Annotated in this window: 16 protein-coding genes; all 16 read right to left on the bottom strand. The window is 35.3% G+C overall.

Going from position 1 to position 24,759, the window contains the following annotated elements; all coding sequences use genetic code 11:
- Window positions 1-2 precede the first annotated feature (2 nt).
- The 16 genes from UABHE_RS11330 to truD all read right to left on the bottom strand — a co-directional run bounded on the left by UABHE_RS11330 (window position 3) and on the right by truD (window position 24,746).
- Entirely contained in the window at window positions 3-2,645 is a 2,643-nt protein-coding gene (locus UABHE_RS11330) for a DEAD/DEAH box helicase (RefSeq protein ID WP_372370394.1), read from the bottom strand.
- The gene (locus tag UABHE_RS11325; RefSeq protein WP_372370393.1) at window positions 2,632-4,539 is read right to left on the bottom strand and encodes an ATP-dependent helicase; all 1,908 of its coding nucleotides are present in this window, start codon (window positions 4,537-4,539) and stop codon (window positions 2,632-2,634) included. The genes UABHE_RS11330 and UABHE_RS11325 overlap by 14 nt, the downstream gene beginning before the upstream one ends.
- Window positions 4,536-9,566, bottom strand: a complete 5,031-nt coding sequence (locus UABHE_RS11320; RefSeq protein WP_372370391.1) for a protein kinase — start codon at window positions 9,564-9,566, stop codon at window positions 4,536-4,538. The genes UABHE_RS11325 and UABHE_RS11320 overlap by 4 nt, the downstream gene beginning before the upstream one ends.
- A 3-nt stretch (window positions 9,567-9,569) precedes the next feature.
- Window positions 9,570-11,294: a transglutaminase family protein gene (locus tag UABHE_RS11315; RefSeq protein ID WP_372370390.1), complete on the bottom strand. Its 1,725-nt coding sequence runs from the start codon at window positions 11,292-11,294 to the stop codon at window positions 9,570-9,572.
- A 46-nt stretch (window positions 11,295-11,340) separates the two neighbouring features.
- A complete protein-coding gene (locus UABHE_RS11310) occupies window positions 11,341-11,694 on the bottom strand; it encodes a hypothetical protein (RefSeq protein ID WP_372370389.1) in 354 nt (117 codons plus the stop codon).
- Window positions 11,678-12,235, bottom strand: coding sequence for an exonuclease domain-containing protein (locus UABHE_RS11305; RefSeq protein ID WP_372370388.1), 558 nt, complete (start codon window positions 12,233-12,235; stop codon window positions 11,678-11,680). The genes UABHE_RS11310 and UABHE_RS11305 overlap by 17 nt, the downstream gene beginning before the upstream one ends.
- Window positions 12,236-12,275: 40 nt before the next feature.
- The gene (locus UABHE_RS11300; RefSeq protein WP_372370387.1) at window positions 12,276-13,673 is read right to left on the bottom strand and encodes an extracellular solute-binding protein; all 1,398 of its coding nucleotides are present in this window, start codon (window positions 13,671-13,673) and stop codon (window positions 12,276-12,278) included.
- Window positions 13,670-15,028, bottom strand: coding sequence for an ABC transporter permease subunit (locus UABHE_RS11295; RefSeq protein WP_372370386.1), 1,359 nt, complete (start codon window positions 15,026-15,028; stop codon window positions 13,670-13,672). Before UABHE_RS11295 ends, UABHE_RS11300 begins: the two co-directional genes overlap by 4 nt.
- Window positions 15,029-15,166: 138 nt before the next feature.
- A complete protein-coding gene (locus UABHE_RS11290) occupies window positions 15,167-16,090 on the bottom strand; it encodes a carbohydrate ABC transporter permease (protein ID WP_372370385.1) in 924 nt (307 codons plus the stop codon).
- 6 nt (window positions 16,091-16,096) lie between these two features.
- Window positions 16,097-18,466, bottom strand: a complete 2,370-nt coding sequence (locus UABHE_RS11285) for a tetratricopeptide repeat protein (protein WP_372370384.1) — start codon at window positions 18,464-18,466, stop codon at window positions 16,097-16,099.
- Window positions 18,438-19,694 carry a CCA tRNA nucleotidyltransferase gene (locus UABHE_RS11280; RefSeq protein WP_372370383.1) on the bottom strand — a complete coding sequence of 419 codons (1,257 nt, stop codon included), beginning with the start codon at window positions 19,692-19,694 and terminating at the stop codon, window positions 18,438-18,440. The genes UABHE_RS11285 and UABHE_RS11280 overlap by 29 nt, the downstream gene beginning before the upstream one ends.
- A gap of 13 nt (window positions 19,695-19,707) precedes the next feature.
- A complete protein-coding gene (locus tag UABHE_RS11275) occupies window positions 19,708-21,018 on the bottom strand; it encodes a 3-deoxy-D-manno-octulosonic acid transferase (RefSeq protein ID WP_372370382.1) in 1,311 nt (436 codons plus the stop codon).
- Window positions 21,018-21,512, bottom strand: a complete 495-nt coding sequence (locus UABHE_RS11270) for a hypothetical protein (RefSeq protein WP_372370381.1) — start codon at window positions 21,510-21,512, stop codon at window positions 21,018-21,020. The genes UABHE_RS11275 and UABHE_RS11270 overlap by 1 nt, the downstream gene beginning before the upstream one ends.
- The gene (locus UABHE_RS11265) at window positions 21,512-22,006 is read right to left on the bottom strand and encodes an STAS domain-containing protein (protein WP_372370380.1); all 495 of its coding nucleotides are present in this window, start codon (window positions 22,004-22,006) and stop codon (window positions 21,512-21,514) included. Before UABHE_RS11265 ends, UABHE_RS11270 begins: the two co-directional genes overlap by 1 nt.
- A gap of 282 nt (window positions 22,007-22,288) precedes the next feature.
- Entirely contained in the window at window positions 22,289-23,440 is a 1,152-nt protein-coding gene (locus UABHE_RS11260) for a hypothetical protein (protein ID WP_372370379.1), read from the bottom strand.
- A gap of 106 nt (window positions 23,441-23,546) precedes the next feature.
- On the bottom strand, window positions 23,547-24,746 hold the full coding sequence (gene truD, locus UABHE_RS11255; RefSeq protein ID WP_372370378.1) for a tRNA pseudouridine(13) synthase TruD: 1,200 nt from the start codon (window positions 24,744-24,746) through the stop codon (window positions 23,547-23,549).
- Window positions 24,747-24,759 lie beyond the last annotated feature (13 nt).

Below are 24,759 nucleotides of genomic sequence, written 5' to 3'. Positions count from 1 at the left end.
CCTCAATTTTCTATTTTCTTGAGATTGTCATAGCGGCGCATAATTTTCTCAATAGTACGGTCTTGGCTTTTTACATCAAAAACATCTATACAAAATTTTTGTGGCACTACTACGTAATAACTGATAGTTTTTTCAATTTTTTTCTTGTTTTCTTTTTCTAAAATCCATTGTGCTAGAAACTCTGAAGTAATGCTCAACTTCAAAACATTGCCTTCAACTTTTATGGTATTAATATGTGCTAAAAATTCGCCAAGTTTTTCACCTTTAGTTGAAAGTACCTCTACAAACTCTTGCCATTTACCTGAAAGTTCTTCTAACTGAAATTGTTTTTTTTCTTTAGGGATAGGAGGTAAATCATAACCACTAATTTTTACCGGAGGTGTCGTTTGTTTTTGCATACTGTTCAAACCCCAACAAACAACGTCCCTATCAAGAAAATAATCACCGACGCAAGCTGGGCAACCGTGTTCACAACGACAGCTCTGAACTAGTGAAATAGCATCAAGAAGTATTTCTTTTGCAAAATCAAAAGCTTTTTCTGTAAACCCTAAACCACTTGGGTATAAATCATACAATAATATATATGAATATTGATCGCAACCATAGTTTTTTACGTTGGTGAAGAAAGTGGCACTCATATCCTCAGTTGTTGCCATTGTACGCATACGTGCTGCTGTTAACAGTGCATGTTGCAAGCCGCGATAGAAATTAAATTCACGATGTGTTTCAAATATTGTTACTACTTGTTGAGGAATTTTATACCAAATGGCTTCGGTCTCTAATTCTTGGACTAACCGCAAATCAATACTTTCATATCCTAAATTTTGGTGGTTATGAAATTGGACCATTTTATAAGCAACAACTGTTTCCGTAACTTTTACATCCCCAAAAGTAATAGAAGTGTGCGCTAAGTCTAGGCTGCGAAAATCTTTTATAATAGCCACATCTGTTTCAACAAATGGTACCGTAAAGTAATTAACATCAATGGAAAAAACGCGGACGATGCGATTTTCGAGATCAAGATCTTCTACCATATATTGTAAACCATCATGAATATATATTGCTTTGGGGTATGCTTCGCGGAAAGCTTGTGATTCGTCCATCTCTGTGATCATTATACCGTGGTCGCGGTGAACCACTTTATAAGTGTGCTGTGAAGTGTTACGTAGACTAAAATCTCCAGCAGGATACTCTTTACCATTCCAGTGGAAGTTTCCGTGTTCATTTTTTAGCTCTTGTGCTTTCAAAAGCACAGGAATAGATTCTCCCAAATCGGGAAAAATAGCAGCATCTTCAAGAGTAATAGGTAGCTCTGCCGCCGCTGCACGAATATGCGCGAGTTGAATAAATAAATTATTTTTATCAATGATGGCATTTTCAACTTCGCGGTCTGTTAGGTAATCACTGTTTAAGGCAATATACTGATCTACGGAACCGACATCTAAAAATAAAATAGCTACGGAATTACTTTTTCTCCCAGCACGCCCAACTTGTTGCCAAAAAGAGGCTTTTGTTGAAGGAAAACCGCATAACAAGACCACCTCTAAATCACCAATATCTATCCCTAACTCTAAAGCATTGGTTGAAATTACTCCGTAAAGATGTCCTGTTGCAAGCTTTTTTTCTATTTGTTTGCGTTCTTTTTTTGTATAACCTCCGCGATACCCTGAAACTTTGCTACCAAGATCTTTCATCAAAGAAGGCTTATCCTCAACGGCCAGCAACTGATCCCGCGTTTCTTTTAATACAACCTCTACTTGACGTCGACTTTGGCAAAAAGTAATAAAGCGATCACCTTTACACACGAGATCTGGAATTAGAGTAGCTGCTTCTTCCTCGGGCTTTTTACGATAAGGTGAATCGCCAACAAAAGGTGGTTGCCAGAGTAAAATTTTGCGTTGGTAAGATGGGGAGCCATCTTTATCAATAAGAACAAAGTTACGATGACAAACATTTTTTGCTAATTCCAGAGGGTTCGCTATAGTAGCAGAGCTCAATAAAAATTGCGGAGCTGATTTGTAATACTTACAAACGCGATGCAAGCGCCGCATGACGTTTGCCATATGCGAACCAAATGCACCTCGGTAAACATGCAGTTCATCAATAACTACAAATGTTAATTTACTAAAAATATTATTAAATCCATAGCGCGAATGATTTGGTAGAAATGAACCATGGACCATTTCTGGATTTGTTAGTATTAAGTTAGCGCGTTGCCTAATGCGTGTACGTTCATTCGGAGGCGTATCTCCATCATAAACTCCTGCCTCAATACGCTCGCGACCAAAATAATCTAGAATAGGTTCGAGATTACGCATTTGATCTTGTGCGAGGGCTTTTGTCGGATACAAAAGAAGGACGCGTATTCCAGGATTCTCAATAATTCTTTGTAAGATAGGAAGTAAAAAAGAGATTGTTTTACCACTAGCAGTTGCGGTAGTGATAATTGCATTTTGCCCATTTTTTCCGACGCGGTACATTTGTAGTTGATGACTGTATAGCTTTTTGATATTTTGCGATATCAAAAATAATTTCAAATCTGTATGTAAGTCTTCGGGCAAAGAACAAAGGTCTCCTGGGTGACCTTTGCAGTCGATAGTTTTGATAATTTTGTGTTTATATTTGTCTAGTTTAGCTTTCATCATTTGCCTCTATTTTCAAAGGGCAAAAAACTTTAGAAAATGACTTTTCTCCATAGCCAGGGAAATCAACGACAATCGAATCCTGATCTTCGCTGACAATAATACCTGTTCCATATTTTTCATGAGAAGCACGACGTTGATCTGAGCTTTTTATTGTTTGGTCTTTTAATTGATGAGCTAGCTCTTTTAAATCGACTTGCTCTAACTGTTCTTTAGGCCAGTGTACAGCACTGGTATTTAATTCTAATAAGTAGGGAGATGGATCAGCAGTCGTTCCGTATAATTCCGCGGTATTTGTATAAGAAATTTCTACGTATTCCTTGGCACGTGTTATTGCTACATAAAATAAACGTTTTTCTTCGTCGCTATTTTGCCTTTGTAAGGGAATATTCCCAGCATTAGCACCAACAATGAACACATGAGAAAATTCTAGTCCTTTAGAGCTGTGTATTGTCATCAATTGAACACCATCTGTGCAACAACCATCGACAATATCAACAATCGCCTCAAGATTGAAATCGCGGCACAATATATTGTTTTGTAAAGAGTCGTAAAAATCTTGGCGAGAAATCTCTGGCAAAATTTCCTCAAGAAAAGTCATTACAAATTTTTGATCTTTATCGAAAGAAGCGTTTGTCGGCAATAAAAATTTCTCCATGGTAAAATAGTCCCATATTTGTTGAGAACTAATACCTTTTTTAGCAAATTGACTAAAATTAGCGATTTTATCTTTAAGGAAATCTCGTTTTTGCTTTTTCGCTCCGTATTTTTTATGTGAAAATACCATGCGTTTGGCGAATAAGTTTTTTTTGTTTAAACAAAGAATAAATAAATTATAAAGCCAATCGAGAACGGGAATAGAGTGTATTTGCACTTGTCGTTGTACGGTAAAAGGGATATTGTGCTCTTGAAAAACTTTTATAATCGTATCTTTCTGAACTTGGCGACGATATAGAATAGCTATCTCATTGTAATTAATACTTTCCGTTGCTAAAGCTTTTATGGAAAAGGCTAAATGAGTGGCTTCGTGAAACGCATTATGATGCTTTTTAACTTCAACAAGTGCACTAGGAGAACGATGTGCGCGAACTTGATTGTGAGGAGAAAATAACTCTTTAGCAGCGTTTATTATATTGGCATTAGAACGATAGTTCAGAGATAACTCGGTAGTAATGCAGTTTGGTAACTTTGCAAAATTATCAAAAATAATTGGGTCACTACCTCGCCAGTGATATATAGTTTGGTAAGGGTCGCCTACGGCAAAAAGATGTGCTCCATGAGAAATAAATTTTTGTAGTATTTGCGATTGAATCGCATCGCAATCTTGAAATTCATCTACGATAATCCAAGAAAATAGCGATTTCTGCAAAGATAATATTTCATTTAAATATATCATCAAATCATCGAAGTCTAGTATATTTGTGCGTTTTTTATACGCTTGGTACTCCTCCGCGAGTTGTTTTTTTTTGGGACTATCACTGTTACCTGTGAAGCTACGTAGTTCTCTTTTGCTAATACGTATGTTGAGATCGAAGCACAATTCTTCTAAGATTTCGCATCGTTGTCTATCTTCTATGATTGAAAAATGTCGATCAAATCCTAAAGCAGTTATATCAAAATAATCTCGAAGTAATCGATTGGCAACGCTGTGAAAAGTACCACAACAAGGTGTTTTTTCTATTTGCGAATTAGTGTGTGATAACCGTTTATTAATTTCGCGTGCAGCCCTACGAGTAAAGGTAAGAACAATAATATTCTGAGGATCACACGTCGCGCACAGTTGTTCAATTTTATGCGCTAACACCGTTGTTTTTCCACTGCCAACAGCAGATTTTACTAAAATAGTGTTTTCGTTTAGAGAGATCGCGTATTTTTGTTCATCATTTAGCGTTTTCATTTTAAACTACGCATCCAGTTATCTTTAAAAAGAGGATCTAGATCTTTATACCTGCGTAACTCAGCTATTGTAATGGGAACTTGTTTGTATTTTCTTTTTAAAAATGCTACTGCTTTGTTGTACTTCTTTAAACGCGCGTAACAAAGAAGAACGTTTAATACTTGTTCTTTAGATGTAGGGTATATGTAATTTGATACGTATAGAAAAATATTAAGAGCTTGTGCATATTCATTTAGATTGAAATTGCAAATACCAATCTGTATATAGTACGTCCAGTTAGTTGGTTCTAAAACAAAAGAACGCGTGTATGCATTTAACGCTTCGGGGTATCTTTTCATTTTGAGTAAAACTTCAGCTTGGTATTTCCAACCTTCAATTAAGCGCGGATTTAATTTTGTAAACTTGTGGCTAATTTCAAGTATTTTTTTAGCATCTTGTGCTTGATGACAAAGTTCAAGAAGTACTGGATAGTATCGACTTTGTTTTGGTTCTAAACGTATAACTTCAAGCATATCGCTAATAGCCTTTTGCCACTTTTTTTCGTGTTGATAAATTAGTGCTCTTTCGTAGTGGTATCTAGTATTAGGAAACAAATCTATTGCCTGTGATAATCGCCACATATACTCTTTGCGTTTCTTGTCATTGCTTATAGCTCTGCGAAACTGTGCTAAATAGAGTTTCTCATATAAAAATTTAAAAATGTTACCGTAGGTAAATATATCGTATTGTTGAATTTCTTTGGGATTAATTATCTGGGTAACGGTATTCTCAAGAGTTTCGAAGTATATTAAAAAATAATATCCAAAAGCTGCCGATTCACGTATGCTGCTCTTTTTTTTCTTAAGTGAACGATGAAAAACTTTTATTTTATTGCGTTGTTCGCGCGACATAATTCCCAACATTGTTGCATAAGATAAAGTGCGTACTTTTTTTGACTTAGTTTTTTTGATTTGTTTTTGCAAAATAGGAATTACCGAAGATTGACCGTGAAAGATAAGTCCGCAAATGGCGCTGGCTTGGATGTCTGGATCTTTGTGTTTAACGTATGGCATTAACAAAAATGGCCCAAATGGACCAGCGACAATACCGATAAATGACATCACGAAGCGTGCCGCTTCTTTGCCTTCTTCCGCAATTAAATCATTTAGCTCAAATGGTAATTTTGCACCTCTTTGTGAATGGAGAACTGGAATAATTGTCGAACGTATTAACAGTGATTCATTTGGATTGGCAGAAAGTTTCTTAATAAGGTCATGGCCTTTTCCCATCCACCCTAAAGAGATAAGTGCTTGGTAGCGCGCAGTAGAATCCTGTTCTTTGGCTAGCTTGATTAAATATGGCTCCAAATGATATAAAAAATAAGCACCAATTCGCGTAGCAGCGACTCTTTTTACTGTAGGATGTGTATCTTCTATACAACGAATAAGAGTGTGTTGGTATTTATTTATAAAGCTTTTTGAAGGTGTGGCGGCATACTCGCGGTGTATTTTTTTCGGCCACAACGTCATACAACCATATATTTTGACAAAAGGGTTTTCACTTTTGGTTGCATCGGCCAAAATGTTATAACAACGCTCGCGAATTTGGGTATCGCCAACAATACTAATAAGTTGCTTCGCAGTATAAACCTTAACGCGTTCATCAGGGTCTTCTAGGAGAGGTAATAAGATATTAGAGTTAGAGATATGTTGCGTGCACAATGAACGTAACAAAGGGTTCGCATTTTGTAGCCCTTGGTGGAGAACTTGGTCTTTTACTCTAAACTTTTTTTCTTTTAAAGCCACTGTTGCCAGGATTGCGACATCGTCGTTTTCTTCTTGTCTTACATAATCTTGAACAATAGTGTATCCACTTGGAGTTCCTAATGCAAGCAGTGTTCGGCAAGCAAGGAAACGCATAAGCATGTTTTCCCTAGAAGACAATAAAATTTCTTTTATACATGATTCTGCTGCTGCACCTTCTTTGTCGAGAATCCCAAAAGTTAGAGGATCGCGCGCAACGAGAAGTCTTACAATAAGACGTCTAATGTAGTCTTTGTATGCTTTTTGTTTTTGTTGCTGTAATTTCGCAGACAACTGGGCCCAAGGTTTACTTGTTTGCATACGTTTTTTTACCATCTGCTGCAGTTTTTTATCATCGTAGTTATAAGAAAGTGCGTTGATGGCAATGTCGTGCAGTTTATGTTGGTCATTGTTATCGAGAATAGCAACAAAATTACTATAGTTTCCTTTTTTTCGTTGTACGATTGTACGATATTGCAGAGTGAGAGCATTGTACTGATCGCGAAATAAATCTTTTGGTTCGCCATTGCTCCAAAAATGTGCCGTATAAGAGTTATAGTAACCTGGAACAAGAATTGTTTTTTCTAACTTGCTTTGGTCCATTAAGTTGATAAGTAGAGGAGTAAACGCTTGTAAGTTACCGGGTTGCAATTCCAACGATCGAATTAGATAGTTTTCCGCTTGGTCATGTTTACCACTTTTTATGAGAGCTTTTCCGTATAAGTAGTAATAGCGGGCTTCCCATGGGACTATCTTTAAACAAGCGTTGAGATTTACCAATGCAGTATCGACTTTGTTTTGCTGTAAGTAATATTTTGCTAGATACTCATATAAAAGAGGTTCGTTTGTAAGGTGTTTTTTGGCTTTTTGTAAATAAGAAAATCCTTCGTCATAGTTTTGCAAATCTATATGAGAGGCTCCTAAATACATTAGAGCTGAGTGTAGAGATTGATTTGTTTGCAAGGCTTTTTTGAATTGAGAAAGAGCCTTGCGCTGTTTGCCTAGGTCGCGAAAGACAATTCCTTTATACAAATAGCTTTTAGCGATTACTGTACTAAATACCGTCTTTTTTGTTAGTGCCTCATCTAGAAATTTAAGCGCTGTTTCGTATTTTTGTAAATAATACGCTGACTGCGCAAAATACAAATTATTTTCTGCTGTAGAAGAGTTATTTAGCACCAGACGGTAGTATTGATATGCTTGTGCATAATCTTTACGAGCGAGTGCTAGTTTAGCTTTAATCGCATGGTATTCCTCTTCGTGCTTTTTGGGAATATCGCCTACAAGTAACATTGCATCTAAGATTTGCTGAGTATCATCGTAGTAACGTGCGTCAAAAGAAATTTTTGCTTTATGCAAATAATATTTCGCGGAAGGATTTTTAGCAATGGCTTGCGAGATATCAGACAGAGCTTCTGGTAAATTTTGTTGTATGTGATAAATTCTACTACGCATGTAAAGTATTTGCGCCGAGAAACCATACTGACTTTGTAAATTTTCTAGGGCTGAAAATGCTTCTGTATACTTGTGACTAGATAGAAAATCTTCTACAATTTGCATATTAATTTCATTAGAAGACTCTATCTTTTCTGCTTTTTTTTCGTCTCTGTTTGCTTGAATATAGTTTTGTAATTTTTTGAAAATAGAAGCGCGTAAACGATAACTCGGTGCGTACGACTTATTTTCTTTGATCGTTGTATTCATTAATTTGAGTGCGGGTGTGAATTTTTGTTGTGCTATAAGCAGACGAACTTTTTGCATATTGATATCGCGTTTATCTTCTTTCGAATTTATAATTGCTTTATCAAGCAATTTTTGGGCTGCTGTAAATTTTTTGGTTTCAATGAGCGCTTTTGCATACCCAATATACGCTTTTGTGAATCCTTTGTCAGTGTTAAGCGCTTTTTTGTATAAAATAATCGCTTGCTGCCACTCGCCGTTTTCCAAGAATGTATGGGCTTTGCGATAAATATTGTTTGCTTGTTGGTAGTTCTCACTACGCACTACTTTTTGCGTTGAAGGAAAAAACACAGTTTTGAGTGCTAGTAACAAGACCACACCACCAATAACTCCGAAAAGCAGTAGCGCATTTTTTGTCAACCATTTACTGGTATTTTGAATATAAAATGTTTTCTTTTTTGCTTTCCCGTGGCGACCTTGCACGAATTTTTCTAAATCACGAGCAAACTCCATTGCGTTTTGGTAGCGATGTTTACGATCTTTTTCCATGGCACGTAAACATACACGTTCTAAGTATTTAGGGATTTTTTCGTTGATTTTTCTTGGCAAGACCGGTGCGTCTAAAGCTATTTTTTTGTATAGCGACATCAAAGTATCGCTTTCAAAAGGTAATTGCTTTGTTAAACACTTGTAGAGTATAACACCTAAAGCATAAATATCAGTGCGATAGTCTATCTTTCTCGTTTCCCCCATCGCCTGTTCTGGAGCCATATATTGCGGAGTACCTAATGTTGCGCCACTACGCGTCATTGTTTTGTCACCTACAATTTTAGCTAACCCGAAGTCAGTGATATATGGTTCGTTGTCTTTGTCCATAAGAATATTGGCAGGTTTTATATCGCGGTGGATAATTTTTTTGCTATGTGCTGCGGCAAGCGCTCGCGCAATTTTGGCTAAGATACTTATACATTCACGTGTACTTTTATTTTCAATCGTATCTGAAAATGTGCCACCATCAATATAATCCATAGTAAAAAAGCGGCAGCTATTTTCTTCTCCCATTGCGTAAATTTTAACAATATTTGGGTGGTTTAACTCTGAAATGGCTTTACCTTCGCGCAAAAAGCGACGATTATCTGTTTCGCCGGCATTTGCTGAGAGCAATATCTTAAGAGCAAAGTTGCGTTTGCTTGCATCTTGAGCTAAGTACACAATTCCCATTCCACCGCGCGCAATTTCTCGGATAATGACACAGTTACCAAAATGTTGCCCTGGACCAACACTAGGCAAATTAGGTGCTGTATTTTGTGACGATTTTGATTTATTTATTGTTGTTTTATAGTTGCGTTGTGTAGAAGGGTTGCCACTATTTATGCTTTGCATTTCCCCTATAACAACTTGTGTATCTACCCATTTATTTTTTATAAGATACTGTGCTAAATGTTGAGCACCACTACGCTTGGCGTCTTTGAGGGCAAACTGAACTTGCTCTTCTGACAAGTGTCCCTTGTCTACTAAAACTTGTGCTAAACGAGTGTTTTGTGTTTGTATATTCTTATCAGACATATTTTACTCCGTAAATTTCAAGGAGGATATAAATGCAAAAAATTCTTTTTCTATATTTGAAAATTCAGTTTTAGGGACAAAAAGAAGTACTAGTATAAATTTATCCTGCCTCTGACCAATAAAAGCTCGGTAGATAAATTCTTTTGACTGTAAAGCTCCTTCTAATCCGTGGATATTTTGAAATTTTCTCTTTTTTGTCCATAAAATTTGCAGGCGATCATTCACAAGCTTTGACGGCAGACTCTGTAAAATATCTTCTAGCTTTTTAGAAGAATGCAGTACTTTTATTAAAATAGCTGGCCCTTTTCCTTTTAAAGAGCGCAGTACTAAAATATTTGTAAATGTATTCTTGGGTAGCAAAACCCAGTCATTTGGCCTCACAGCTTTTATCCCAAGTAAATGATCTTCAATCGTATTTTGATTGTAGTATAAATAGCTTTTTGCATCACTTAAGGTAATTTTTTTTGTATTTTTTGTTAAATTTATGATATGTAATGACGTGTTATTTTTTTTGTTGCCAGGAAAAAAACGAGCTCCGGTATTTATTTTTCCATTGTATATCGGAAACCAATTTTGCAAATATACCTCACACCAACTTTTAAACTCGAAAAAGCCGGAATGATACACCCATCCACTAACTACTCTTGCAGGAATATTATTTCTACGACATAGAGTTGCTACCGAAAATGCCGCTGCATCTTTACGCATCTTCCATATTTGACGTAGTATATTGCCATACTCACTTGTAGAACTATTCAAGTGGTAGTGAGTCCATCGTGCAATATTCCTAACTATGCTAACTGGTTCATCTGCGCCATAGCGCGCAGTAACTGCATATTGCTTGATGTAGTTATGATTTAGAGGGTATAGCTCGGTATTTTCTGTGTAAGAAAACTGTTTTTTTATTTGCGAAAATTTTAATTTCTGAGGCAAAGAAATTTTGCTAACAGATTGCTGCTGAGTTTGATCTTTACCTGTCTCATCAGTATATTTATATAAAATCTTCATAAAGTCAATTTTATTTACGTCTTGGATATAAGGTGCTAGAATGCGTTTGCCTTTACGAAACAAACCTAATGCGCTATTTTCTGTAGTACGCATTACGGATAAATTTGCAATGCGATAACTGAGTAAAGCGCCGCGAAGTGAAAGCCGAGCGATAGACCAATTTTTTTGTAGTTCATCGCTAGTTACTTCGAATTCATGTACTTTTGTACCATTATAAATGGTGGTAATTCCTTTATACCTTGCTGTTGCTTTTATAAGACGCAAGTGATCAGAAGAGAGAAGTGCTGTTTGGTAGTAAGTACCCACTTTAGGTGAACGTTTTACTAAGAACTTGATAAAATCTTCTAAGTGTAAATAAAATCTTTTCTTGGGGTATGTATAAACTTTTGTTGCTGTTTGTATCGTAATTTGTTCACCAACATTAATAATGATAAAATGTTGGTCTAGTTTTTTTTCGTTTTGTTGTTTTGTTGAAAGATACAGAGATCTTACTGTATAATTTTTATTGAGTACTGCTGAAATTTCTTCTGTTTGCTGCCAATTTGGCAACAACATTTTTTTGATTCTTTTGCGATGATATACATTATTTGTAGCATCGTATTTGTAACTACTTTTAGCATAACCTATTTGCTGATTTTTATAGTAGTATCCATACCAATTTTCAGCGCATATAGATGTGTAAATCCACACAAATACAACCACTAGTATTTTCATTTTCATGCGCATCCTTATTTACTACAAATATAGGCGATAGATAAATTTACCTTTAATGATATTCTCCGACTAACTCAATTTTACCAACGATATTTTCGTTTAAATTGTCAACATCTTCTGCGGGAATCCACCACTCTGTGTGGTAATCTGCTCCAACTTGTTCAATTTTATAACGCTCAGCAAAACTTTTGGTTACAGCAAAACGACAGACATAACCAACACCGTCGTCAGGAATATTCCATTTACATGTAATTTCTCGTGCGTATTTTTCATTGGTAACAGGATAGAATATCGGTTGTTCAGGCAACCGTGGTGGCCACTTTGTGCAGTCACTGTCTTGCACTAATTGCCATTCTTTTTTACCGATGGGACGATACATGGTAATTGTTTCAATCAAGTTTGACATCTCCTACAATATATGGCATTAATTTTACCATATTGCGTGCATCATCGATACCGCGATGATGAGTACCTTCGAGAGTTATGTTGGCTTTTTCTAGGGCTTTTTTCATGCCGAATCGTTTTTTTATTTTTTGGTTTTTAGAAAATACATTTTTTAAATTAATATGTTCTTTGTCAAAAGGATACTCTACTTTGTGATAAGCGCAATCATGGAGTAATTGTTTTTTATCATAACCTCCCCATGAACAAAAAATAGGAGATGAAAATTGCGCTAACCACTCTTTGAATTCGGCAAGTACTCTTGAGAATCCATCGGCATTGTCTACATCTTTTTGTTGTATTGTCGTTAATTCTTGACAAAAATTGGTGAGTAAATTATGGCGTACAGGCTGTACGAATCTTTGAAATTCATCTATTGCTTCTAAAGATTTATAGTCAACTGCAACTACACCAAATTCAATGATTTCCATTTCGTTACGCGGAACCTTGCCATCATTAGAGCATGTTGCTTCAAAATCGAGAATTATGTATGTTTTTTTGTTCATTAAAAACTTTCTACTGGTAAGAGGCTAAAATAATGAATATCTAGTCTTTATCTTTAGGATTTTGGAATGGCTTTATAATTCTTTCGTTGATTTTCTTTGCAGCATCTTGTAGGGCTTGTTTTGCTGATTTAGCTCCCTTAAAAACAAGTTCCATCTCTGGATTTAAAATGTCGGCTTCAAGATAACCATAGCGCGGTAATTTAGGTGGCGCATTTGAATATAGTGCTTGTTCCATAAAAATCCGTATGTCGTAGTCAGTATTGGTGTTATTTCGTAAAATCTGTGCCGTTTTTTTGTTGATAGAAAGTTGATTCAATTTTTGGCACCATTCGAGCTGGACGTCAGTAGAGGTTATAAAATTCATAAACTCGTAAGCGATTTCTTTATTTTTACACGTTTTAAACATTGCAATGTTCTGGCCACCAATATTTGTCGCAGGAGTTACCGTTTCTAAATATTTTTGCTGCGAAGTATTTTCTTTAATAATTTTTGCTGCAATAGCTTGTTGCCGAGATAAGCGAGGCATTAGACTAATACCAAAATCTAGGCCACTATTACGATATTTACTGACATTCCATGGTCCCATAAAAATCATAGCGTACTGTTCATTTTGAAAACCTATATCAGGATCATCTTGTCCAGCCCAAGTTGCAGCAGCAATTTTGTATTTGGCATATAAATCTGCTTTGAGTTGCAGAGCGGCGGTTGATTTTTCATCACCAAGAATACAATTTTGTTGTTCTTGATCCCATCGTAGGTATTTTGTATTGTATGCTGCAAAAAACGGAATAGTAAACCACATTGAGTTTTTCATTGCGAAGCCATATTGATTTTTGGTGGAGTCAGTAAGTATTTTGGCGTAGCGCACAAAGTTGTCCCAATCTCGCGGAGGCGCTTGGTAGTCTAAACCAGCTGCTGTGAGTTCTTCGCGCTTTTCGCGAAAAAGTTTACGATTCCAAAATAATCCTAGGCAAGTGATTTGTAGAGGTAGTCCATAAAGATTTTCTTCACCACGCACACGTATAACATTGGTATTGTAAGCACCACTAATATAGCTCTCACGCTTTTGTGCTATACTTTTTTCTTCAAAATTAGGTAACTTATTTAGAGGAACTAAAATTTTATGATAGGCAAATTCCAATACCTTTAAACTGTCAAAGCAGCCTAAGTCAGGGGTTTTACCTCGTAAAGCCATTAATTTAATGTTCGTTACAAAATCATCAAAAGGAACGCGCTTGACATGTATTTTTAAGTTTTTTCCGTTTTTTTGTTTATATTTTTTACAAAAACGCGAAACAAAATCTAAAAAAAGTTCGTGTTCTTCATATTTATAACATTCCCAAACTGTTAACTCAACGCTGTCGTTTTCCTCTTGTGTGGTCTTATCGCAAGCACACAAGAAAAACAATATAAAAATCATCGATAATTTTTTTATCATTTTACTGCCCCACTTGTCATTCCAGCTACAAAATATCGTTGCGTAAACAGAAACAACATTGCTATAGGTATTATGGAGAAACATGCACCTGCCATCATAAGTCCCCAATCAGAAGCATATTGACCGCGAAATAAAGCCAGACCAACAGGAAGAGTGCGGTAGACTGAATCAGGAGTATTTACAATAAGTTGCCACAAAAAGTTTGACCACTGGCCTACAAAAGTCATTAAAAATAAGGTTGCCATGATGGGAGTGCATAAAGGAACTATGATAATTCTAAAGGTCTGCCATTCGTTTGCACCATCGAGTTTTGCGGCTTGAAAAAGAGAATTGGGAATAGTGTCAATATATTGCTTTAATAAAAATAATCCAAATACATTTGCTAAATGTGGCACAATCATTCCTTGGTAGGTGTTAATCCATCCTAAATCATTTACCAGCAAAAACTGAGGTATCATGAATATCATACCTGGAACCATCATTGAACTCAACAGCAGAAGAAATATTTGGTCTTTTAGCCAAAAGTCTTTTTTAGAAAAAGCGTAGCCTGCCATCGTACAAATGATTACGGTAATAAATGCTGTTAAGGTAGATACAATAAGTGAATTTAAAAAGAAGAGGGCGAAAGGAAAGTCTTTATTGTATAGTACTTTAAAAAAATTACTCAGCGTGTATAAATCATCAACAGCTTCTTGCCATTCTTTTTGCTCAATGATGCGATATTTACCATGAGACTCTGTTAAGGGTATTTCTGCTGTAAAGTAACCTGCTTTTTCTATTAAAGAAATTTGGTTATTATTACCTAATTCAACAACAGGAGATTTTTGCTTATCGCACAGTAATTTAATAAATAGCTTGTTGTTTTCAACAAAACTAGCGTCTTCTAATTGTGTATTTGATGTTGATTTATTAGTAATAAAAAATGATTTATCGTTATCACGATTTTTATTAGCGTAATCTACGACACGTATTGAACCGTTGATCACAAATTGATAGTAATATTTTTTTTGTTGCTCAAGTCCATCAAGATAAATAATCCACAGATTGCGATCACAAATAAGAGTATCTTTTTCTTCGCTCCAGTTATTAAAGTCTCCAATAACTTTTACTCTATTTATCTCAGGTAAATTTTTATATAAATGAGGATCAAACTGTAGTGTAAAACGCTTACTGTTTTCTTTAGGTATTTTTTTCCATGTACCTACAAAATCTTGGTTAGGTACAAAATTATATTTCAATGTTTGATCTGGTTGTTTGAAAGCAGTTAAAACCATCCAAAAAAAAGGTAATAACACTAATATTGAACCTGTCAAAAGAATGAAGTACATAGCTATTTTTTTTATAATTTTCATCATTTTAGGACGAGTCTCTATTTAATTTTTGTAGAATTCGAGAAAGAATAGCAAGGCACTTTGAAAGTACATAATATTGTTATGTGCTTAAAAGCCGTTAGTCCTTAAAAGTACCTAGTTTATGGAAAATATGAATAGATCCTAATCTTGCTTTTTTAATATTTTCATATTGGCAAAAGAAATAACTAGAGCAATAGTAAGAAGAACGAAAGACACAGCAGCTGCTTTTCCGTAAAATCCATCGATAAAGCCTCTATATAAATAATACCCTGAAAGATTTGCTGCTTTAAAGGTTTCGCCAAAAAAAGTTACAGGTGGTCCTCCTGAATTTGTGGTCATGGCGTAAACTTCTGTAAAGGCCGTAAGACAAGCTATTGTTCCTGTGATGGTCATAAAAAGAACGATAGGCCTTACTAAAGGTAAAGTGATGTACCACAGTTTGTGCCATTCATTTGCACCATCAATTTGCGCAGCTTCATAAGTAGATTTAGGGATGTTGTTTATTGCGGTAAGAAACAATATCATCCCAAAACCTGCGCCTTTAAAAACCATTGCTACAGCGATAGACGGTAGGCAACTGTACGGATTTGTTAAAAACTCGAACTTCTCAGGTAGTAAACCAATAGCATGGAAAAGTATATTTAGAATACCTGTTTCTGGACGATAAAGTAAAATCCAAATCACACCTATTACCAACAAATCCAAAACATTAGGTAAAAAGTAAGCACTACGAAAAAACGTACGGCCAAAAAAACTTTTTTGTAGTAAGATAGCCAAAAATAAAGAGAGTGCTATTGTTGTGGGAATTGTGAGGACACCATAATAAAACGTAAGTATCAAAGTCCAGGCAAATTCTTTGTCTTGTAGTAGACCTAAATAGTGTTTTCCTCCCACATAATCCATATCATTTATTACATTGTACCAATCACTGTAAGCAGGTACTTCGTGAACACTTAGCCATAAAGAGTAGAATATCGGGTAACCTAAAAACATCAAAAATACTAAAAGAAAAGGAAATATAAAAGCGTAAGCTTTTATATTTTCCATAAAACGATTATTGTTCATATGGATCTACTCTCGAAATAGGTCTGTGCGATATGTAGAATCGGCACTCATATTATCAGCGGTCTTAAAGTCCTCACGAGCTTGTATTAAATTAGGATTTGGTTTTTCTTGGTAACATATTGCGCGTTTAAAGTAAGCTACCTTGTCTTCAGAAAACTGTATTACTTTTGTGAAATCATCTATCGCCCTGTCGTATCTTTTCTGAATAATATAGGCTAGGCCACGATTAAAATAGTGATTACAGTTATTTGGATCTAATTCTGTAGCCTTATCAAAGGCTAGTTCTGAAGCAGGAAAATCTTCTTTTTGAGTGAGTAATAAACCTTTAAGATTGTGCAAAGAAGCATTTTCGGGTTCCAAAGTAATTGCTTCTGATATGTCTTGTAAAGCGTCGTCGTATTTTTTTAAAAAATAATATGATTCACTACGCGCGCGAAGTAAAAGATCATTTTTTTTGCCTCGATTGATTGCTGCAGTAAAATCATATATGGCAGATTCATAGTCTCCTTTAGAGAAATGAATACGCCCACGCATTACGAATAACTCAGGTTTTACATAGTTATGAAAAATGGCTTCATCTAAATCAGCAAGTACTTGTTTCGTTGCTCCCTGGGCCATCATAAATTGTGCACGTTTCCAATAAACTTTGCCTTTAAGCATTTGAGATGATTTAGTTTCGATTAAATTTAGAGTTTTAAGTGCTTGAGTAAAAGCACATTCTTCCCAGTTCTTCTTAGCTTGGTGGAATACTATTTGGTTATAGCGGTTTTCAGCGTCAGCTTTGTGGTAACCTAGTTTTTTTGCTTGTTTTATATCTTGTAATGCTTTTATCCAGTTTTTTTCGCAAGCATATATTAAACCTCTAGCATAATAGCCAGTGGCGGCATCACTCTTTTCAATGATTGCTTTTGAAAAGAAGAAAAGTGCTTTATCCCACTGCTTTTCTTGAAAACTTTGCCATCCTGAGTGGATATCTTGTGCACTACCTACAAAATTTTCTTCTTCGAGAATTTGATTGTGACTAAGTGAAAACTCTTCATCAGATACTTCTATTTCACTTTTCTCTGCATCACTCACAAAAACCGCATCTGCAGCTCCGTTTGTAATGTCGGCAGGTATGATTTCAGAACCTTCGATTTCAATATCTTCGCCAAGTGCACCTTCTTCAATGGCATCTTCTACCGAGGATATTTCGTCTATATCATCTTCTATTTCCTCTACCTCAACATCGGTTACGCTTTCAACATCAAAATCGAAATCGTCATTGTCATTATCGAAATCGTCAGCAGGAAATTCTTCAGCAACAACTTCTTCTGGTACTGCTTGGGCAATAGCTTCTTGAGGTACGGCATCAGGAACAAATGCTTCTTGTGCAGGCTCAAACTCTTGTGCAGGCTCAAACTCTTGCGCGGGCACAAACTCTTCTGCGGGCACAAACTCTTCTGCAGGAGCAAACTCTTCTGCAGGAGCAAACTCTTCTGCAGGAGCAAAGTCTTCCGCAGGAACAAAGTCTTCCGCCTCAACACCTGCTTCTAAAGGCTCAACATCAAAAGCTATGTCTTGGTCATTCTCTGGCCCTGGAATAGCTTCTGCGAAATCATCTTCAGCAATAGGAGAAAGAGGATCGTCATTACCTTCGCCGAAAATAAAGTCATTGTCAAGTGGTTCTGCTGAGAAGCTAGACTCTTTGTACTCCTCTTTACCTGTAACAGCTAACGCATCATCAGATAAATCATCATAACTACTTGGCGTATGAAATATATCTGAATTAGAGTCTACAGTCTTTAAATCTTGCGATTCTGCCCAAGTTTCTGTTTTTTCGACACCAGAATTGCTTGCCAATTCATTATAAAATTGTTCGTCGGCGCTTGTAATAAATTGATCATCGGGTTTAATATTACGTGTCGGTGGTACTGCTACTTTGCCCAAATCTTCGAAAGCAGGAGCTTCAATATCATCGTTATCAAAATCATCGCCAATATCTCCTGAGATGTCAAAGTCTGACATTTCTGTAGAGCCTGAATTCATAAGCATTTCTGCTGTACCTTCCGGACTTGGTGATTTGACAGAAAAAGAGCCTTTATTTCCTCCACCTGGAGACTGTGGGTCAGTGTCTTCCAAAACAATTGTTTTTAAAGATGGTAAGCTTGGAAAATCGATATTTTCTAATGTATTTTTGCTTTGTTTTTTTTGCTGTGATTCTAGTTCTTTAATTGTGGATTTAATTGTTTTGAGAGAAGGAATTTGAATTTTTGCTTTGCATTTAGGACAAGTACCGGTTTTGCCAGCAAATTTAACAGGAACTTTTACTCGTTTACCGCAAGACCAACATAAAAGCCTTACCAACTCAGAACTTTTCTTTTTCGAATTTTTCAATCTCAATCCTTTCCCTTTGTAACCATTTATCGCGAACATAATAAGTAGCTTGTTTATAACTATGTATATTGCCTAAAAGTTGTTGATCTTCTACATCATATAATATTTTTTTATACAACGGTCCGGGAGGCACCCCCATTTCTTTCAAGTCATTGCCATTTATTACTTTAGTTGGAAACAAGTCATCACTATACTTTTGTAAACTTTGTTGAGCAAAATTGTAGTTTTCTTTACTCAAATTGTTTATACAACAATTTGCATAGTGTATTTTGAGAATATCAGAGATATTCGATTGTCTTAGAAATCGCTTTAGTGATGCGATATTCAAATCAAGTAGCGAAGCACAGTCTTCACTGCTTGCTAAAGTCTGCAGTACTCTCTTTTGAGTTTTATTTGCGAGTTTTAGAGTTTCACAAATATAGATAGTCTGTTTTTTATTTTCTATGTAAGAGAAAGACAAAAATGCGGATAAAGCTAATGCTTCTTCAGTAAAAGGGCGAAGTTGGTTTAGTATTTTTACTGTTTTATCAAATGTTTCATCATTACAAAAGAGTTTTGGAAAAAGTATATATAAAATGCTGCTTTTTTTCATTAGAATTAAAGCTTGTTGAGGATTTTTTCCCATTAACATTTTAAAGAATTCTTCGCGAATTCTTTCTTTTGCTACTGTTTTTATAGAATCAGCCATAGCAACTACCGCTGCCCAAGTTTCTTTATCCAGCGTAAAATCTAACTGAGTTGCAAAGCGAATGGCTCTTAGTAAACGTAGGTGATCTTCTTCAAAACGATTTTGTGGTTTTCCAATTGTACGGATAACTTTATTGCGGATATCGTATTCTCCGCCAACATAGTCAATTATTTTTTTACTAGTAGGGTCAAAAAATAACCCATTAATTGTAAAATCTCTACGTTTAGCATCTTCTTTTTCGTCTGAAAATTCTATACTTTCTGGTCTTCTTCCATCAACATAATTACCATCTTTGCGAAAAGTAGCTATTTCAAAAATTTTTCCCTTATATTTTATACATACAATACCAAATTTCATCCCCACTTCAATAGCAACATGGAATATTTCTTTTATTTCATTAGGTTGGGCACTGGTAACAATATCGTAATCGTTTGGCGTACGGCTAAGTAATTGGTCGCGTACACATCCACCACAAAGGTAAGCGGTAAATTTTTTTTGTAAACGCGAAACAATTTCTGTTGCTAGTAAAAATTCATCCATTGAGCTATTTCACCTAGTTTTTAGTAAGCGGAAGTAAAAAATCAATACACTGTTTTATTGCTCCGCGATTTTCTAAAACAATACTTTGTCCTCTTTTACCCATCTCTTTCCCTAACTTTGGGTTTTGTAAAAGAGAAAAAATTGTGTCGTGTAGTTGAGCTTCATTTTCTACTATAGATATAGCATTGCAACTTTTGAGATTTTGTACATGGCGTCGGAAGTTGGAAACGTATTTTCCACTAATGACAGGTTTCGAGAAACACACAGCTTCCATTACATTATGGCCTCCTACAGGTACCAAACTTCCACCAACAAAGACAATGTCTGCAACTCCGTACATTTTACGTAGTTCGCCATATGTATCTCCAATTATTACGCTCTTTTGCTGAGGAAGTTGCGATCGCAGACAAAAATCTAGATCATGACTTGCTACTACTTTTTTAACTTCGTCAAGTCTCTCTAAGTGGCGAGGAACAACAATTAAACATATGTCTTTAAAACGAGTTTGTAGCTCACAAAAAACAGAGCAAATAATTTTTTCTTCGCCAGAGTGTGTACTTCCTGCAACTATAATACGTTTATTTTGTGGGAAACTATGCAATATTTTTTTATCTGATTCGTTGAGTTCTGTTTGTAACCCGTCATATTTTATATCCCCAAAAGTTTTTATTTTTTGAGGATTAGCTCCTATTAACTTTATGCGCTCTGCATCATCTGGGCTACGCATTAAACAATGGTTTTTTTGTAAAACACGACGAAAAAAGAAACGCGCAAAGTAATATTTTGGAAATGACTTTTCAGATATTCGTCCAGAAACAATGACAATAGGTTTATGGCTTTTTGCAGCTTGCCAAAAGAAATCAGGCCAGATCTCTGTTTCTAAAATAACAACAAACTTCGGCGAAATTTTATCCAAAGCTTTTTTTGTTGCAAAGAAGGAGTCATAAGGAAAGAAAAACAAATAATCGGCCGCTTTTTTTTGTAAAGCTATTGCTTCACCGCGAACAGTACTCACTGTTAGTACTTGGATATGATCGTACTGCTTTTTGAACTCTTTCATTAAAGGGATTAATGATAAAACTTCTCCGAGAGAAGATCCATGGTACCAAATAACCTCTTTTTGTTCTTGCAGTGGATGGTAAAGAGCTAATCGATCGCGTAATTGTTTACTTGTTGATAGAATGTCTTTTCTTATACTATATTCTTTGCTGTTTATATTGCAAATGATGCGCCATGATAGTGCAAAGAGAGCAAACAAAATCAAAAAAGGCAAGACTATACAAAACAATATATTATATAGTAAACGCAAACATTTTGAAATCATTAGAGCTTATCAAACGCTGGTAACTTGTAGTTATCAATAGAAGCTAATGTTGTTGTTTTTGTTTGTTGGTTACCACGACGATATTTGTTGAATATGCGTTTCATTGCTACTTCTAAAGGATATATATCTTCAGATAATTCTGCGCTCTTTTTGTTATCTTTTGCATGAGCGAAAAATTCTTGGTATTTACTTTCTAGATTAGTTAGTGCGTCTTGGTATTTTGGTCTTTTTATGTTATCTTGCTCGCAACAAATTCTTAATTCTTCTAGGCAAGTTGTGTAGGCAGTGTGTACATTGTTGTATGTTTCCTCTATGTCTGTTGACATTTCTTTTAGGCTTTTTGTTGTTTTTATAATGTTACTTTTTTCTGTTGTTAGCATTGAAGTACCAGTTCTGTTTTTAGTTATGTTTGTTTGGTACGGTGCTAAATTGTCTCTATTTAAACAACTACAGAAAACGATACAAAAAGCTAATAAAATGTGTATTTTTCTCATTACTCTAATTCCTGATTGAGAATTTCAAGGAAATCACGAAATTCTTCTTTGTTTTTATCGTTTAGCTCAACTAAACATTCGTGAGCCTTTTTTACCAATTCAATGTGCCTTTTTGCACAAAACGATGTGTCTAAAGATATTTTTTGCATTTTGTTATTGGGAAGCGCAATATTTTGCATTCGGATATCTAATATGTGAATAATACCAAGATTTTGCAATAATTCGCGGTGCACTTCCTTTGTATTTACCAAGGTAATAGGAGAGTTTGAGCTTACTTTTACTTGATTTATGATATAAAGTAAAGTGCCCATAAAGGTACTGTCCATACCTCGACAATTTTCTAAATCAACAATAAAATCTTTAAAACCAGTGGCGACCATTTTATCCACAAAATCTTTAAAAAACAAAGAGTTGTTTTGAATAGCCCACCCTTCTACTTTAATAAATATGTGAGATTGATAAGACGCTGTAAAAAAAGTACCAGAAAAATCCATATTAAGCTCATGAGCATTATGTTAATAGTTACATAAAAGTAATAAATAGAAAAGATTGCGACTAGGCATTTTGAATGCCTGTGTGCGTCCCATCAAATAAAGTTACTAACAAAACAACGCAGTCTTATTCTGCAAATGTGTTACCGCAATAACGACAAACCTAGCTATAGCTAGGTTGAAGGTATTGTATAGCGCCTGTTATTGAAGTAGTAGATTTGTAAACTAAGTCTGTATTTATTTAAAATCCCGCACAAAAGCGGGATGAGAGATATAATAAGTAAACTATTCGCGATCTTCTACATCACCATCATCTTCGGTAAACTCTTCAGTAAACTCGTCATCTTCACTTACGAATTCTTCATCATTGTCATCACTTGTGAATTCTTCATCATTATCATCATCACTTGTGAATTCTTCATCATTATCATCATCACTTGTGAATTCTTCTTCGTATGAAAAGTCATCGTTGTTTGTATAAGATTCTTCATCGTTTTCAGAAAATTCTTCACCTTGAGATTGTTGATTTTTGACTGGCTCTGTGTATTGACTTGAATTGTTACTGTCTTGTTTATTTTTGTTTGTATTTACTGTGGTGTAACTTCCTCCTGAGTACGGTTGAACAACTTCTGTACCTGAGAGTTTATTACTTTGTTCTTTGAAATAGTTTTCTTGTTCTGCATTTACAACCATTGGTTGGGGTTCTGCACCACCATGTTTTAGGTAATAATCGCATTGAGAATACATTTCAACAAGTTGTGGATCGCTTTTCGCTAATTCTAATCCTTGAGTCAATTCACTCATCGCCGCTTGGTAATTTTTTTTATGGTATAGAAAAATGTTTGCTCTTACTTTGTGAGTCATTGCCTGTATGTCAGTAGGAGGATTTGTTTTAGCTACTTGATCGTAATGAGAAACAGCATCATCAAACATACGATTTTCGTAAGCAGCAGATGCGCGATTTAGTAAAGTTAAGTTATGTACATTAAGATTCCCTGATTGTTTACATACCCAAACAATTTTGAAATACGGTTTACCGCGAAAGATAGAAACAACCTTTCCCATAACAGCGATTGTATCAAACTTTTTTAGGCGTAAAAATGCTTTAAATTCTTTCGCATCTTTTTCTACATAAAAAAATGGATAGTCGTTTAGAAAACCTTTTTTTTGCCAAACATGAGTATGGATATCCCACGCTGAAAAATTGAGGTGTCTATCACGATCAAAAGCTGTAAAGTATGCAGTATATATATCGCGTATGCTTGAAAAACGAAGTGGTATTCTCACTGGAACGTCCAACCAGCTTTCTGGGTTTTCCATAATCTGAGATAGATAAACTACAGGTGGGGCTCCTTTGCGATCTTCCCAGTCGCATACTGCAGATACTGAAAGAATAAAGGTAATAAGTGCTATACATATAAATTTTTTGTTTAGCATTTATGAACTCTCCAATTGAGTTTAAAAAATTACTTTAAATTTTTAGTGTACCTTAAATTGCCTGAGAGTCAAGCGAAATTTAAGGGGTGATTTTGTTTATAACATGCTACGAAACTTTGTTGTCGCTTTTCATTATTTCTCGTAGAACTGTGGTAGCATAACATCCTTTATTAAGAAAAAAGTGCACCAAAATTCCTTGTTCGTTCTCGCTTACATCTGTTTCTTGGAGAAAAAAGCGATAAGATCGTCGTTCTCCTTTTGCTTTATAGTCGCGGAATAATTCTATATCAAGATTCTCTTGGGTGGCAATATTTTTTTCAATTTGTAATTGTTTCCCTCTAGGGCATGTCATTTTGTAACCGAAAACTGGACCTGAGGGAGAAATATTATTTTTCGTACATCTAGGTTGTTCTTTGACACTATTGTCAACTAAAAAAACGGATCGCGATGGATGTAGCACTGCTAGGTCTCCGTCCCATAATATGTCTAGTGTCGGTAGTCTTTGAGCCAAAGACAGATTAAATAAGTAAGACTGATAAGCACAAATATAGAAGTATTTTATTTTTTTAGGTATTCTTTTTACAGAATATTCTATTTCTTTTCCTCTTGCGAGATTACTTAATACTACTTTTTCTGCTTCGAATGTTCCAGGCATTGTTTTGTATGCCTCTTTATATTCCTTAATCGAAAAATATTTTTTTGCTGTGGCTACTCTAGATCGATCATTGTGATGTGGCTGAAAAAGAGCTTCGGCAAAAAGATTGTGATTATTAAGCAATAAATATTTACCTAGTAAGTGAGTGTTATACGTGCTGCCAAATCTTTGTGCGCCAAAATAATTAGGGACACCTACCGTTTGTAAATGAGATAATATTTTACGGACAAGAGTTATGTCTTTTTTCGAATTACGAATAACTATTGAAAAAAAATTGCCACTTATTTGGCCTAATTTTAACTTTTTATCATGTCGTTTTGACGAGAGAAATTTACAAGAATCCAGACCTTGTAGATTTTTGAGTTGCTGTTCTGATACGCCATGTAAAGAAAAATGTTGTTTAGTTATTGCACGTGCATCTTTTTGCCCTGCATATCCTACGGCACGCTTTTGTATAGAAAGTTTTTGGCATAGAATGCGTACAACTTCCGTTGTTGTTATGTTTTTTTTTTCAACAAGAACATATAGATGCTCGCCATTACCACTGAGAGGAAAAAGAAGTCTTTCCTCTACCATAAAATCTTCAGGATATTGCTTTATATTGCCGCCGATACCAGGTAAATCGCATGTTAAAAAAGGTAAATCTTGCATAAATCAAAATCCT

Origin of the sequence: Candidatus Uabimicrobium helgolandensis (assembly GCF_041508025.1) — a bacterium.
In the GTDB taxonomy this organism is placed as follows: domain Bacteria; phylum Planctomycetota; class Uabimicrobiia; order Uabimicrobiales; family Uabimicrobiaceae; genus Uabimicrobium; species Uabimicrobium helgolandensis.
Note: the sequence above shows the minus strand (reverse complement) of the source record. Positions and strands in the feature narration are given on the sequence as shown.